Source organism: Dokdonia sp. Asnod1-B02 (genome assembly GCF_045063955.1).
Lineage (GTDB): Bacteria > Bacteroidota > Bacteroidia > Flavobacteriales > Flavobacteriaceae > Dokdonia.
Window position 1 is genome coordinate 430,534 of record NZ_JBEFNW010000002.1, and the last position, 15,545, is coordinate 446,078.

The window sequence follows — 15,545 nt, forward strand, 5'->3', positions numbered from 1 at the left end:
CTCCCACATATTAATAATTATTTATGAGTAATAAAGTAGCATTAATTACCGGTGTGACTGGTCAAGATGGAGCGTACTTAAGTGAGTTTTTACTTAAGAAGGGCTATGAGGTACACGGTATTAAACGTAGATCGTCTTTATTTAATACAGATAGAATAGATCATCTTTATGAAGATCCACATATTGATAATCAGCGATTTTTTCTTCATTATGGAGACCTTACGGATAGCACAAATCTGTTTAGAATCATACAAGAAGTACAGCCAGATGAGATTTATAATCTCGGCGCAATGAGCCATGTACAGGTATCCTTTGAGATGCCAGAGTATACAGCAAATGTAGATGGACTAGGTGCCCTAAGACTATTAGAAGCAGTGAGAGCTTTAGGTCTTGAAAAAAAGACGCGTATTTATCAAGCAAGTACATCAGAATTATATGGGAAGGTACAAGAAGTACCACAGTCTGAGACAACACCTTTCTATCCAAGAAGTCCTTATGCAGTAGCAAAGTTATATGCATACTGGTCTACCGTAAACCATCGTGAAGCTTACAATATGTTTGCGTGTAACGGTATTTTATTTAATCACGAGTCTCCAGTAAGAGGAGAAACTTTTGTGACTAGAAAGATTACTAGAGCTACATCAAAAATTGCTTTAGGCTTACAAGATAAAATGTATCTAGGAAACCTAGATGCAAAGCGTGACTGGGGTCATGCTAAGGATTATGTGAGAATGATGTGGATGATCTTGCAGGCAGATGAGCCAGAAGACTGGGTAATCGCCACGGGAGAGACTACGACGGTACGTGACTTTATTAAAATGTCATTTGCTCATATAGGTGTTACGTTGTCATTTGAAGGTGAAGGAATAGACGAAAAAGGAATTGTTACTGCATCAGAAAATGCAGATTACCCTGTAAAAATAGGGCAGGTAGTTGTTGAGGTGGATCCTAAGTACTTTAGACCTACAGAGGTAGAATTACTTATAGGCGATGCTTCAAAGGCTTACAACAAGCTTGGCTGGAAGCCAGAATATCAACTACAAGGACTTGTAGATGATATGATGCAAAGTGACCTAAGGCTGATGAAGAAAGACAGCTATCTCAAAGAAGGCGGATATAAAACGATGAATTATTTTGAGTAACACACCAATACCTAAAAACGCTAGAATATTTGTTGCTGGACATCGCGGTCTCGTAGGGAGCGCCATTGTAAATACACTTGAAGCAAAAGGTTATACGAATATAATAACACGTACTCATAAGGAACTTGACTTAACAAACACAGTCGCAACACAAGAGTTTTTTGAAAAAGAAAAGCCGGAATATGTTTTCCTAGCAGCTGCCAAAGTGGGAGGGATAATTGCAAATAATACATACCGAGCAGATTTTCTGTACGTGAATCTCATGATTCAAAATAATGTGATTCATCAGAGTTATGTACACGGAGTTAAGAAGTTATTGTTTTTAGGAAGTACCTGTATTTACCCTAAAAATGCACCGCAACCTATGTTAGAAGAGGCGCTACTTACGGGCGCTTTAGAATACACAAATGAGCCGTATGCTATTGCAAAAATAGCAGGTATTAAACTCTGCGAGAGTTATAATCTGCAATACGGAACAGATTTCATTTCGGTGATGCCTACTAATCTATATGGATTTAATGACAACTTCGACTTAGAGAAATCTCACGTGCTACCAGCATTGATTAGAAAAATTCACCTTGCAAAACTACTGTCTGAAGGAAGGAATGATGAGGTTTGTAAGGATCTTGATGTTTCCGCTTTCGCGAAAGCGCAGCCTATACTAGAAAAATTTGGTGTAACAGCCGAAAGTGTTGAGATATGGGGAACAGGAACACCCAGAAGAGAATTTTTATGGAGTCAAGATATGGCAGATGCTTGTGTACATATCTTAGAAAACACAAGTTTTGACGATGTAAAAGGAAGCACCACCGAGGTAAGGAATACACACATCAACATAGGCACAGGAGAGGATATCTCTATAAAAGAGTTAGCTACCCTCATCAAAGAAACGATAGGTTTTACAGGAGCGTTAATTTTTGATAGCTCAAAACCAGATGGAACCCCGCGCAAACTTACAGACGTTACAAAACTTAATAGTTTAGGATGGGAACATACGGTAGCGCTGGAGGATGGAGTTAATAGATTATATAATTGGTATCTAGATACCAAGAACGGATAAAAATGTCATTTTACAACACACTTAAATTTATTGTCTCACACCCTCTTAATAAGAAAAATCCAGTGGGGGGTCTTTTACGTTTTGGCAAATGGCAGTTGAAGAGTAGGTTTCTTAATAGGCCTATTATTTGCAATTTTGCTACTAAAAGTAAGTTATTAGTCTCTAAGGGGATGACTGGAGCAACCCAGAACATATACTGTGGCCTTCAAGAATTTAATGACATGGCTTTTCTACTTCATTTTTTGCGAGATACGGATCAATTTATTGATATAGGAGCAAATGTGGGGAGTTATAGTATACTTGCTTCTTCTGAGATAGGCGCTATTACTTATGCTGTAGAACCAGTCCCTAAGACCTTTGAAAGTTTGCAAAAAAATATAAGGCTGAATAATAGTCAAGATATAACGAATTCTTTTAATATGGGTGTGGGCAGTACTAAAGGGGAGATTTTATTTACTGCCGGATTAGACACAATGAATCATGTAGCTGTAGAAGGAGAAAAAAATACAATAGAGGTCCTTGTAGACACTTTTGATAATTTGTTTGAATTAAATAAAACAACACTTGTTAAGATAGATACAGAAGGATTTGAATCTGCCGTTTTAGAAGGAATGGAGAAATCAATCTCAAATAAGGAATTACAAGCTATAATCATTGAGTTAAATGGACTTTCTAAAAGATATGGGGATGATGATAGTAAAATTCACAATAAGCTTATAGAAAGTGGTTTTAAGCCGTATGATTATGACCCTTTTACACGTACTTTAGATTTACGCACATCATATGGAAAATATAACACATTGTATTTACGTGATTTTGAATTTATTTTAAATAGAGTTCAAACGGCACCATTATTTGAGATTCATAATACTGAATTTTAAATGTAACAATCACATTAGAGTTTGAAAAACCTTCAAGAAATTAAGACATTAATGAATTCCTCTTTTGGGAAAAGAATTTCTATAAACTATATCTCGCTTTTACTTATTCAGGTTACAAACTTAGTATTACCAATAGTCACTTTTCCTTATCTAATCTCAGTATTGGGTCTAGAAAAATTTGGACTTATTATGTTTGCACAAGCCGTATGTTCTGTACTATACATTTTTGTAGATTATGGATTTAGTCTTAGTGCAACAAGGCGTATAACTCTACAGAGAACTAATAAGGAAGAAATGGCAATCGTCTTTTCAACCGTTCTTCTTATAAAAATTGCTATTGCTACAAGTGTATTTATTTTATATTCTCTTGCTGTTTTTATTGTGCCTAAATTTCAAGTTGAAAAAGAAGTTTTTCTATTAAGTTACCTTATGGTAGTTGGACAGGCATGCTTTGTAGATTGGTTTTTTCAAGGAATAGAGAAGATGAAAGTAATGGCACTCTTAAGCCTTCTAGCAAAAGGAGTATTTACACTTCTTATATTTGTATTTATAAGAGACGTTTCGCATTATGTTCAAGTTCCGTTTTTTATGGGAATAGGGTATATCCTAGCAGGAATTCTAAGTGTTATTTTAGCTTTAAAATATGTTTCCATTGTTAGACCTAGTTTAACACTAGCAAAAGAATTATTGATGGAAAGCTTTAGCTTATTTATATCTAACCTTGCTGCTAGATTGATTAATACAATTCCAATTTTAATATTAGGCTTCTTTGTTAATGACTTTACAGTAGCAATTTACACAAGTATGGAAAAGCTTATAACAACTTCAAAAGGAGTTTTTGTTTCTCTATACCAAGCATTATTTCCATGGTTAGTTACTCAAACACGTTTAAAACAAAGGGCATACGTAAAGAAAATGATACCTATAGTGGGTTTGCTTGCAATTATTATCACGCTACCATTTTTAATATGCGGAGGGTGGTTGTTAAATATATTGTATGATAATGTAGCTATAAATGAAAACAGTTATCTTTTCTACATACTTGCACTTAATATTATTTTCACTAGTTATTTTATGCTTTTTATCGCCCATTATTTTCCTGCTGTTGGAGATTTCATGTCCCGATTGAAGACATTAGCTTTTTCAGCACTTTGTGGGATAATATTAGGCCTAATTTTTATTAGTCAGCTTGAGATACTTGGAGCAGTTATCACGGCGGTTTCTATAGAAGCTATTCTATTAATATTCTCAATATATTACTTTATTAAAACGAGACCTGTTGGAACTATCTAAAGATAAAAAGTTGATTATTATTCAAACGGCTGTCCCAGATTATAGGAAAGGTTTCTTTAAAGCCTTAAGGGATAATTTAGGGGATAATTTTGAGTTGTATAGTGGTAGTCACTATTTTGAAAAGTCTATACAGTCTGACGCGACAATCCCTCATAAGAAAACTAAGAATACTTACCTTTTTAACGCTAGATTTTTAATTCAATTTGAAGTCATAAAATTAATAGCGAGTGATAATCTGTTAGTGCTCGAACTCAACCCTAGAATAATTTCTAATTGGATACTATTAATTGGTAGAAAAATAGTAGGAAAACAAACAATACTTTGGGGTCACGCGTGGCCACGACAAGGGAAAGATGCAAGTACTGATACCTTGAGACAGCTCATGCGAAAGCTTGCAAGCGCTATTGTGGTATATACTAATAAACAGCGATTAGAACTTCAAGAGAGAATGCCTCATAAAACTATTCTTGCTGCTCCTAATGCGCTTCTTAATAAATCTCAAATGGGTGCAACTGCTGGAAATCCTAAACATCTTATTTATGTGGGGCGATTAACAAAAAGTAAAAAAGCACTTTTTCTTGCAAAAGCATTCAGTAATACTCTTGATTATATACCAAATGATGTACAGCTTCTTATAATAGGAGATGGTGAAGAAAAAGCAGCTCTAGAAACTTTTATAATAGAAAACAGTTTAGCTCAAAGAATACAACTATTAGGTCATATAAGTGATGAAAGTCGTTTGAGGGAATTATATGGAACTAGCTATTTTAGTGTGTCTCCTGGTTATGTGGGATTATCAATAACTCAAAGCTTTGGCTTCGGTGTACCTATGATTGTCTCACGCGATGAAGATCATTCCCCTGAAATTGAGGCAGTCTTAGATGGTGAAAATGCTATTTTTTTTGAAACAAATAGTGAATTAAGCTTTCGCGAAAGCTTATTGAACATTTATAATGACACTAATTTTTGGTTGTCTAAAAGAGATGAAATTGCGACATTTTGTGCAGAGAATTATTCTGTGGAGGCGATGGCTCGAGTATTTTGTAAATTGCTAAAAACGTATAGAACATAAGCTTTTGTCAGCACTAGCTTGTCAATTACAAACTATAATTTTTATTACTAGTACTAAAGAAAACAGCCATACTTCTCAGATAACGATTAATTAAATGGATATAAAAACGCATCACAAAAGCATCAGATTAGTAGAGGGTGCTCTCTTGTTATTATTTGCGTCTGTTTTATTGCCGTCTAATATAAAATCTATCGCTATAGGTCTATTTGCTGTGGTAAGTGGCATGCATTTTTTTAAAAGTCGAAATAGCTTCAATTTTAAGTTTTTCCTTGTAAATAGTGTTGTTTTTATAGTAATGGTAATTACTTTACTGTATAGTGAGAACGTTGTTTACGGTGTGCAAAGACTTACCATGTTTTTATCACTTGCAATATTTCCGCTTTGCTTTTCGATGTATTCTCAAGAGGATGTAAGCTACTTATATAGGAATAAGGAAAAGTACTTATCTACATATATAATTACGGTAGTTTTATTTAATATCATACCCTTTATATGGTTTTATATTACTAATTATAGTTTTGAGGAAATAATAGAGCACTTTCCTATGGCTATGAAATTAGACGTAGGTAAATACGGGATGCATGCCATATACTTGTCCATGCACTGCAGCATTGCGATTCTCTTTTCATTATACGTGTTACCGTCTTTATCAATAAGGTGGAAAATGATAGGCTTGATTGTACTTGATGTGATATTAATTTGTTTTTTAGTTATTTATGCTAAGAAAGGATCAATAATAGCCTTAACTACAGTTGCTTTTCTATTTGTGCTTTTCCAACGAAAAAAATTAACTATAAGACCTTATCTTTTTGCTTTAATAGGACTTTTGATACTAGTAGTTGCAATCCCGCGCACTAGAAATAAATTTTTAGAGTTTAAAAAAATTGAAGTAGTAGGAAAAGGAGCAGCTACCTCTACAAATATTAGATATACTATTTATCGCGTTGCAAAGGATGTAATTTTAGAAAGCCCTATTCTGGGTTATGGTGTAGGTGATTATCGTTCCGTTTTAAGTGATAAGTATCGCGATTTGGGAATACCTGTGCTACAAGAAGGAAGATTTAATGCGCACAATCAATTTCTGAGCTTCTTAATTATAGGTGGTGCTGTAGCACTTCTAGCCTTTTTAGCTACGCTCATTATAAACTTTATCTTTGCAGTTAGGTTTAATAATGAATTACTCATCTTATTAATCATATTTTATGGCATTTTAATGCTTACAGATAATATTTTGGAGAAGGAGGCGGGAGTTGTTTATTTTGCATTGTTTTTTAATTTTCTTGCTGCAAGATCGCTTTTTGCTTTACCTGATCAAGATTGATTGAGAGCGTGTTTTAGTTGAACCTTGTTAAGAATAATATTTTCAGGGCTCAAAGCGTATTTAAAGAGAGTGAATATTCAAGTTTAAAGATTTATGCTAGGTAAACTCATATTGATGGTATCTTATCTATTGATAAGTATATTTCTATTTGCAACATTCAGTGCAGATACTTCTGTGTGGATATCGTTCTTTGTTAGCAATCTTTTGTTATTTGGGATGTTCTGGTGGCATTTGCATCAGGAGAAAGAGTTTTCTCCTTTCATTTCTGTCTTTCTTGTCTTCAGCTTTCTATTTTTTATACTTTCTCCAGTTCTTCAAATAGGAGAATTAAACCTTGCAAATGGAGTTTTCATAACTAATTTAAAATACTCCCAAACTGCGATTGTACACACAAATGTACTTGTAATCATATTTAACTTGACCTTTGCTGCAGCATATCTTTATTTTAAAAAGTTTAGAACACTGAGAGTTATTCCAGTATATGATCAAACCAAATATAAAACCCTACCAATATTAATTAGTATAATCACAATCGCTACATTGCTTGTTTTTATTGCTAGCTTCGGTTTTGTACAAGAAGAAATAAGAAGACATAGTGGGACACCCTCGTCTGCGTCGATAGGGATGCTCTTGTTGTGGAAGAAGGTGCTGTTTATGATGCCATTTGCAGGAATTGTACTATGCTTTCAATATTTTGAGAAGCGAAAAAAGCTACCATTGAACATCGTTATTGTAGCCTTCCTTTTTTTAATTCTTGGAGCGTTTTTATTATGGTTTAAAAACCCTTTAACAGAAAAGCGCAACGCTTTAGGTCCCATTTACATTTGTATTATATTTTTGATAGCACCTAGATTACTTAATAGCAATGTTAAAATGACGCTATTTATGTTCTTTTCAATGATTATAGTTTTTCCACTCTCTGCCATGCTCACGCATGTAACAGCTACGTTTAAGGAGATTTTAAACAAACCTAGAGTGTTATTGGACAGTCTTGAAGGTTATGGTATTGGTCAGGTTTTTAACACATTACACTATGATGCTTTTATAAATATTACGGCCACCATAGATTACGTAAAATATGAGGGCTTTTCATACGGAAATCAATTGCTAAGTGGCTTATTATTTTTTATTCCTCGTAGTCTATGGGAGGCAAAACCCATAACCACTGGAAAATTAGTAGGTGAACACCTTATTGAATATCATGGATTCCATTATAGTAATTTATCTAATCCATTAGTATCTGAAGGTTACATTAATTTGGGAATTTTTGGAGTCGTTATAATAGCTATTGTTCTTGCAATCACATGTATAAAGTTTCTTTCATGGTTTAAAAGCGACGACTATCTCAAGAAGATTTTAGCACTCTACTTTTCTATACATTTATTATTCTTATTGAGAGGTGATTTTGCAAATGGATTTTCTTATTACATAGGCATATTTGTCGGAGTTTATATACTTACACGCTTTATACAATATATAATGGAGCAGATGTTTTTAAACCAGTTATCATGGAAGGCAAAGCATAAGCAACGTATATAAAGAAGCTTTACACTTTTCGAATTTATAAATTAATGTAGGCATCATTTTGAACTGTGAAAAGGGATTAAATTATCTGCATTTTTGATTGATTTCACTTCTAATATCCCTAAGTAACAAATGCACATAGTCCAAATACACAATAGATATAAAGACATAGGCGGTGAAGATATCGTTGTAAGTCGAGAAAAATTAATACTAGAAGCAGCAGGTCATAAAGTCTCTCAATATATTGTAAATAACAATAATATTAATACGCTTTCGCGAAAGTTAAAAACGGCATTATCACTACCATATTCGGTATCTCAAAAAAAATTAATCAAGACATTCTTAAAGGAGACTTTACCTGACGTGGTTCACGTCCATAATTTTTTACCTATAATCACACCTTCGGTTTTCTACGCTTGTAAAGAGCTTCATATACCTGTGGTAGTTACATTACATAATTACAGAATACTATGCAGTAACGGGCTCCTCTTTAGAGATGGAAAACCATGCGAAGATTGTATAACAAGTAAATGGGGTATTCCTGCTATTAAACATGGTTGTTATCAAGAATCTAAGGTTGCTACGGTATTTCCAGTACTTAGTAATGCCTTGCATGAATACCTACATACATGGTCGTCTTATATTGACAAAGTGATTTTACTAAGTGAGTTTTCTAAAAATATATTTAAAAAATCTCACATAACTTTTAGAGAGCAACAAGTTGTAATCAAGCCAAATTTTACAGAAGATAGAGGCTACCTCTATGACAAAGAGAATTATATACTATTTGTAGGGCGTCTCTCAGATGAAAAAGGAATTGTAAACGTAATAGAAGCTTGTATTAAAGCAAATAAAAGACTCAAAATTGCGGGTACAGGTCCCCTTTATGAAGTTGTTGAGAATTATTCACACATAAATAATAATATAGAATTTGTAGGAAATCAAGATGGAGAAGAGTTATCAAGCTTATATAAAAATGCTCAAGCATTAATTACAGCATCTAAGATGTACGAGACTTTTGGGTTAGTGATTATAGAATCTTTTTCCTTCGGTACTCCGGTAATTGCTCCATCCTTTGGAAATGCTGGGCAATTAGTAGAACATGAAGGTAATGGATTACATTATACATTAGATAACGTTGATGATCTTGCAAAAGCTATTTTAAAATTAGATTACCAAGATCAAGAAACTATGAGAAAGAACGCTCGTAATACGTTTCTCAAGAATTATACTGCTCAGGATAATGTATCTAAGCTAGAAGAAATATATCAATCTGTTTTATAAGCTTAACCCTAAGCATACCTAGCGATATTTTTGAGATTAGTTGTTGTTGTCTACAAGGTATTGAGCGAAGTTAATTACCTCCACATATAAAGAGTTTGCTAGTCGCTTACATTATTACTTGCAAAGTAAAACCTTATGCTTATGAGAGTGCAAATAATTACTTAATAGATTTGAATTAAACTATTTTTACAAGCCCTATGAATAACCTACAAGGCAAACATATCACGCTTATCTCCTTAAACTTCTATCCAGAAGACACGGCAATAGGACTTTACAGCACACAACTAGCAGAATATCTGGAATCACAAGGTGCTTTGCTTTCGGTGATTACAGCATTTCCTTATTACCCAAAATGGGAGATAGCAGAATCATATCAAAACCAAGGAACTTATCTGCATGAGAAGAAGGGAGCCATTGATATATACCGATATAAGCAGTTTACTCCCAAGGAGCCTACATTCTTAAATCGCGTTATACACATAGCCGATTTTACGATAGGATCACGCTTTAATTTCAAACATATTGCAGCGTGTGACATTGTAATCTCTGTAATTCCTTTTACGAGTAGTGCGTGGTTAGGTAATACGCTTGCGCGAAAGCGTAACGCAAAACACTGGATTCACATTCAAGATTTTGAATTTGATGCAGCTTTTCAGTCGGGTCTTGCGTCTGGAGTTGAAAGTAAAAGTATGGCATATAAAGCTTTGATGAAATTAGAGCGTAGTATTCTCAATAAAGCAGATTATGTAAGTACTATAAGTCAAACAATGCTTGCCAAACTTAAAGAGAAAACCACTTCCAAAACTTACTATCTACCTAACTGGATAGATGCAGCCGAGAGTGATCCATCTAAGTCACAAGTACATCCTTATTTTTCTCATGATAAGTGTAGTGTTTTGTATTCTGGAAATGTGGGAGATAAGCAAGACTGGCAGTTATTTACTAATGTGGTTAAAGCATTAGATTTTAATAAGTTTGAAGTAATTGTAGTAGGAGCAGGGGCAAAAATGGAGGTTCTAAAGGAAAATCTAAAAGACACTAAAGTAAAATTCTATCCGCCTGTTCCATTTATAGAGTTGTCAAGTTTACTCGCTAGTGCAGATGTGCATATTTTATTTCAAAAAGGCGAAGTTGTAGATACGGTTATGCCTTCTAAAATTATAGGTATGATGGCTAGTGCTAGACCATCTATCATCACCGGTCACCCAGACGCAGAGCCAGCTAAGATTATAAAAGATTCAAATGGTGGATATTATAACTCCGTTATTAATGTTGATATAATATTGAGCCAGCTAGAAACTCTCAATTCGGCTCCTGAAATAGCTATGACTATAGGTACTGCTGCGAGAAAGTATGTACTTGAAAAATTTGCAAGGAAACCTATTTTAGAGAAATTTTCTCAAACCCTGAGTAGGTTATAAGGCTTAGGCTTTACAAGCAGCTAATACTTCCTTATTTTTACGAACACAGATTTTTAAGTCTGTATAGATTAATCAACCAATTATGAAGAGAGTTTTAATTACGGGTGCTGCAGGATTTTTAGGGTCTCATTTATGTGATAGATTTATTAAAGAAGGTTTTCATGTAATTGGTATGGATAACCTTATTACAGGGAATTTATCAAACATTGAGCATCTCTTTAAGTTAGAGCAATTTGAGTTCCATCATCACGACGTTACAACATTTGTACATGTACCTGGTGAACTCGATTACATCTTGCATTTTGCATCACCAGCAAGTCCTATAGACTATCTTAAAATTCCTATCCAGACACTTAAAGTGGGTTCTTTAGGAACACACAACCTATTAGGGTTGGCTAAGGTTAAAAATGCCCGTATTTTGATTGCATCAACTTCTGAAGTTTATGGTGATCCACTGGTACATCCTCAAGATGAAAATTATTATGGTAATGTAAATACTATAGGACCTAGAGGGGTATATGACGAGGCAAAACGTTTTCAAGAATCTATCACGATGGCTTATCATCGTTTTCATGGCTTAGAAACCCGCATAGTGAGAATCTTTAACACCTATGGACCTCGCATGAGACTTAATGATGGTAGAGTAATACCTGCATTTATGGGACAGGCGCTCAGGGGAGAAGATCTAACGATATTTGGTGACGGATTACAGACTCGTTCTTTCTGCTATGTAGATGATCAAGTAGAAGGGATTTACCGTCTACTATTAAGTGATTATGCACTACCAGTAAACATAGGTAACCCAGATGAAATCACGATAAAAGACTTTGCTGAGGAGATTATAAAACTTACCGGAACAGATCAAAAGGTAATTTACCAAGACTTACCGGTAGATGACCCGATGCAACGTAAACCTGATATTTCTAAAGCAATGGAAATATTAGATTGGGAGGCCAAGGTAGGTCGCGCAGAGGGTATGAAAAAGACGTTTGAGTATTTTAAAAGTTTATCTCAAGAGCAATTATATAAAAGCGAACATAAAGACTTTTCAAAACACATACGTAAATAAGTATGGCGCAACGCGTAGGTAGGTATTCCTTTTACATAAGACCCATAATTTATGTTATAGACCTAGTAATTATTTTATTACTAGCTAGGGTATGCCTCATTATGAATGAAGATTTTGTGGTGTTCTCATTGTATATCACGACGACTTGGATTTTTTCAACAATTAAGTCAGATTTTTATGAGGTATATAGATACACAAAGCCCACACGCATTGTCTCACTTTTACTACTACAGTTATTCATTTTTGCGCTACTTGTTTTTGCATTTTTTGGGCTATTTCAAAAAATAGATGCATCACCTGTTGACGTATTTCTATATGTATTATATGTTTTTATAGGTATAGGTATTAATAAATTTGGGATATTTTACTTGTTGAAAACATACAGGGCTGTTTTAGGAGGTAACCATCGTCGTGTTGTTATTTTAGGCTGGAATGTACAAGTTAAGGAGCTTAAAAAGTTTTTTGATGAAAATAAAAGGTATGGCTATGTAGTGAGTAACACCTTTGATATAAAAGACCCAAGTGTTTCTCTTGATAGCATATTTAATTACATATTAAAGCACAATGTAGATGAGGTATACTGCTCAGTAGAGCAATTTACAAATGAAGAATTGAGAGAAATATCTGAATTTACAGATAATAATCTTAAGATATTAAAATTCATTCCAGACAGTCGTGAGATCTTCACAAAAAAGCTAGAATATCAATATCTTGGGATTACTCCTATTTTGTCACTACGTACTATCCCCATAGATAAACCGCTTAATCAGTTTATTAAGCGCGCGTTTGACATTTTTCTTTCTGTGGCTGTACTTGTAGGAATATTATCATGGCTTACGCCATTACTTGCTATTTTAATAAAGCTCGACTCTAAAGGAACTGTGTTTTTCAAACAGAAACGTAACGGATTAGATTATCACGAGTTTTACTGCTATAAATTTCGATCTATGCGAGATAATAAAGAGGCAGATATTGAGCAGGTGAGTAAAAATGATAGTCGTATTACTAGAGTAGGTAGCTTCTTGCGTAAAACGAGTATGGATGAGTTGCCACAATTTATAAATGTTCTTAAGGGAGACATGTCTGTGGTGGGGCCTAGACCTCATATGGTGAGACATACTCATATGTATGCGGAGCGTATAGATAAATTTATGGTACGTCACTTCATAAAACCTGGAATTACAGGCCTTGCGCAAGTAAGTGGATATAGAGGAGAAATTGAGACCGATGAAGATATTGTGAACCGCGTAAAATTTGACATATTCTACGTAGAAAACTGGTCACTCTTTTTAGATATTAAAATTGTTTTTAATACTATTTACAAAGCTATTGTAGGAGATGACAAAGCTTACTAAAAAAGATATACAGCCACTAGTCTCCATTATCACTCCGCTGTATAATGCAGCACCGTTTATTGCTCAAACCATCGCGAGTATTCAAGCACAAACGTATCAAAACTGGGAGCAAATTATCGTTGATGACTGCTCAACAGATGATTCTGTTCAAATTGTAAAAGCGCTAATAGCTCTTGATAATAGAATTAAACTTATTACGCTTTCGCGAAATAGTGGTGCCGCACACACTCGCAACATTGCAACAGAAGCTGCACAAGGTAAGTTTATAGCCTTCTTAGACTCTGATGACCTGTGGCATCGAGAAAAGTTATCTAAACAAATTGCTTTCATGCAAGAAACAAGTTGTGACGTTTCTTATACCAGCTATGTGCATATTAATGAAAATGGAAAACCACTTGGAAAACGCATCGTGGCATTACCAGAACTCACTTACAAGAAACAACATAGTAATAACTATGTGGGAAATCTCACGGGTATTTACAATGTATCGGCAATAGGTAAAATAAGCGCTCCAGACGTTAGAAAAAGACAAGACTGGGCGCTGTGGTTAGATGCTATAAAGAAGAGTGGGAAACCAGCCTTAGGCTTAAAAGAAGACCTAGCTTTTTATAGAGTACGTGAAGGCTCAATGAGCTCAAATAAATTAAATCTTGTTAAGTACAACTACCAGTTTTACAAAACTTGCCTAGGATATTCTCATATAGCAGCCACACTATATTTAGTACGCTTTTTCTGGGAGTATTTTGTAATGAGACCTAAGTGGATACAGCGATACGATGTCTAAGAGACTAGAGATGTAAACTGTTTGAGCTTTCCTCTATTACTACGGTCCATCATAGCTACTTTTTTATAGGATAGTTTTAGTCCACTTTCAAGATATTTGGCGGTAGCCTTTTCAATATTTATTTTCTCGTGAGCATTTAGTGGTCTTTCAGAGGTATAAATAAATGTAAAGGAATCTTGAGCAGTTTGCTCAATAATGAACTCACTTACATTGCCATCTTCCTCTATAATGCTTTTGGTCACGTAATAAAATGTGAGGCCAGGAACTACTTTACCACTAGGAAGACGTGCAATATCACTTGTTCTACCTTGTAGATTTTCTAAAATAGGTTTTTTAAGTGTGCTTTGAGGAGATAATGACCCCATATCCCCTATGTCATAGCGTATAAAGGGATGCGCTTTATTATAAAAAGACGTTATAACAATACGCCCTACAACACCTTGAGGCACAGGTTTATCGTTATCATCAAGAATTTCGACAAATAACAGTTCACTGTCTACCTCAAGCTGATTCTTCTTGTTTTGAAAGGCTATAAGTCCTACTTCTGAGGCTCCATATTCATTGATGATTGGGACATTAAATTGCTGTTCCATTAATTGTAAATCATCGGGAAATAGCATTTCACTAGTGACAATACATGCCTTAAGCGTAGGGCAAATATCGGTGAGTATAAGTTGGTGCTTTTTCAAGTACTTAGCAAGTAACACAATGCTACTTGTATAGCCATTGATATAGTCAAAAGGTGTCTTACTAAATTTATCAACCATACCAGCAAGCTTGTGCTCGCAAAGATCAAAAATGGGAAAACGATATCTGTTGCCTAGTTTGTCCTTGAGCCTTTCCTTCCGATATCCGATTTTATTGAGAGGGATTCCATAAAAACGGGCCTGTTTTGACGTATCCAGATCAAGATAATACCAATTATACCTATGTTGAAAACTGACCCAGCTCAAGGCATGAGCAACTTTGTCTTTTGCAAAAATAAAAGGATGTCCAGAAGAACCAGAAGTATTACTTACGTATACACTCTTGCGGTCGTAGTTTTGAGAAAGTCTATTTTCAAGAGGCTGTTGTAAATCTGATTTTGTTAGCACTGGCAGTGTTTCCCAATCTTTTTCGTCTCTTTCGGTAAGAAGATTTCTATAAAATGAATTATAGATTTCGTGATGGGTAACAATCTTTTTTTTCTGCTCAGATATATAAGCCGCATATTGATTTTCTGGGATATCTATGATACGTTGCAATTCCGCTTTCGCGAAAGCGGTATCAAATCCTTTCATTTTTAAAGCCCAGTTGAATAAATTCACATCGTCTTAATTAGGGAGCCAAAATACAAACA

General features: G+C 34.6%; 13 protein-coding genes. 12 read left to right on the plus strand and 1 reads right to left on the minus strand.

Features of this window, described 5'->3' with window-relative positions; translation table 11 throughout:
• Window positions 1-23 precede the first annotated feature (23 nt).
• The 12 genes from gmd to ACJJVU_RS01955 all read left to right on the plus strand — a co-directional run bounded on the left by gmd (window position 24) and on the right by ACJJVU_RS01955 (window position 14,206).
• Window positions 24-1,142, plus strand: coding sequence for a GDP-mannose 4,6-dehydratase (gene gmd, locus ACJJVU_RS01900; protein WP_405221678.1), 1,119 nt, complete (start codon window positions 24-26; stop codon window positions 1,140-1,142).
• 7 nt (window positions 1,143-1,149) lie between these two features.
• Window positions 1,150-2,202, plus strand: coding sequence for a GDP-L-fucose synthase family protein (locus ACJJVU_RS01905; protein ID WP_405227432.1), 1,053 nt, complete (start codon window positions 1,150-1,152; stop codon window positions 2,200-2,202).
• Between the two features lie 2 nt (window positions 2,203-2,204).
• The gene (locus ACJJVU_RS01910; RefSeq protein WP_405221680.1) at window positions 2,205-3,083 is read left to right on the plus strand and encodes an FkbM family methyltransferase; all 879 of its coding nucleotides are present in this window, start codon (window positions 2,205-2,207) and stop codon (window positions 3,081-3,083) included.
• A 21-nt stretch (window positions 3,084-3,104) separates the two neighbouring features.
• Window positions 3,105-4,376 (plus strand): oligosaccharide flippase family protein, encoded by a 1,272-nt coding sequence (locus ACJJVU_RS01915; RefSeq protein ID WP_405221683.1) that lies wholly within the window; start codon window positions 3,105-3,107, stop codon window positions 4,374-4,376.
• The gene (locus tag ACJJVU_RS01920; RefSeq protein ID WP_405221686.1) at window positions 4,363-5,448 is read left to right on the plus strand and encodes a glycosyltransferase; all 1,086 of its coding nucleotides are present in this window, start codon (window positions 4,363-4,365) and stop codon (window positions 5,446-5,448) included. Before ACJJVU_RS01915 ends, ACJJVU_RS01920 begins: the two co-directional genes overlap by 14 nt.
• Window positions 5,449-5,542: 94 nt before the next feature.
• Entirely contained in the window at window positions 5,543-6,769 is a 1,227-nt protein-coding gene (locus ACJJVU_RS01925; protein ID WP_405221689.1) for an O-antigen ligase family protein, read from the plus strand.
• Window positions 6,770-6,883: 114 nt separating this feature from the next.
• Entirely contained in the window at window positions 6,884-8,308 is a 1,425-nt protein-coding gene (locus ACJJVU_RS01930) for an O-antigen polysaccharide polymerase Wzy (RefSeq protein ID WP_405221692.1), read from the plus strand.
• Window positions 8,309-8,425: 117 nt separating this feature from the next.
• Window positions 8,426-9,577 carry a glycosyltransferase family 4 protein gene (locus ACJJVU_RS01935; RefSeq protein ID WP_405221695.1) on the plus strand — a complete coding sequence of 384 codons (1,152 nt, stop codon included), beginning with the start codon at window positions 8,426-8,428 and terminating at the stop codon, window positions 9,575-9,577.
• Between the two features lie 197 nt (window positions 9,578-9,774).
• The gene (locus ACJJVU_RS01940) at window positions 9,775-10,998 is read left to right on the plus strand and encodes a WcaI family glycosyltransferase (protein ID WP_405221698.1); all 1,224 of its coding nucleotides are present in this window, start codon (window positions 9,775-9,777) and stop codon (window positions 10,996-10,998) included.
• Between the two features lie 82 nt (window positions 10,999-11,080).
• A complete protein-coding gene (locus tag ACJJVU_RS01945) occupies window positions 11,081-12,067 on the plus strand; it encodes a UDP-glucuronic acid decarboxylase family protein (RefSeq protein WP_405221701.1) in 987 nt (328 codons plus the stop codon).
• A 2-nt stretch (window positions 12,068-12,069) separates the two neighbouring features.
• Complete coding sequence (locus ACJJVU_RS01950) at window positions 12,070-13,422, plus strand: undecaprenyl-phosphate glucose phosphotransferase (protein ID WP_405221704.1); 1,353 nt, start codon at window positions 12,070-12,072, stop codon at window positions 13,420-13,422.
• Complete coding sequence (locus ACJJVU_RS01955) at window positions 13,406-14,206, plus strand: glycosyltransferase family 2 protein (protein ID WP_405221707.1); 801 nt, start codon at window positions 13,406-13,408, stop codon at window positions 14,204-14,206. Before ACJJVU_RS01950 ends, ACJJVU_RS01955 begins: the two co-directional genes overlap by 17 nt.
• Here the strand turns inward: ACJJVU_RS01955 and ACJJVU_RS01960 are convergent.
• Window positions 14,203-15,486 (minus strand): phenylacetate--CoA ligase family protein, encoded by a 1,284-nt coding sequence (locus tag ACJJVU_RS01960; RefSeq protein WP_405227435.1) that lies wholly within the window; start codon window positions 15,484-15,486, stop codon window positions 14,203-14,205. The genes ACJJVU_RS01955 and ACJJVU_RS01960 overlap by 4 nt on opposite strands.
• Window positions 15,487-15,545: the final 59 nt, after the last annotated feature.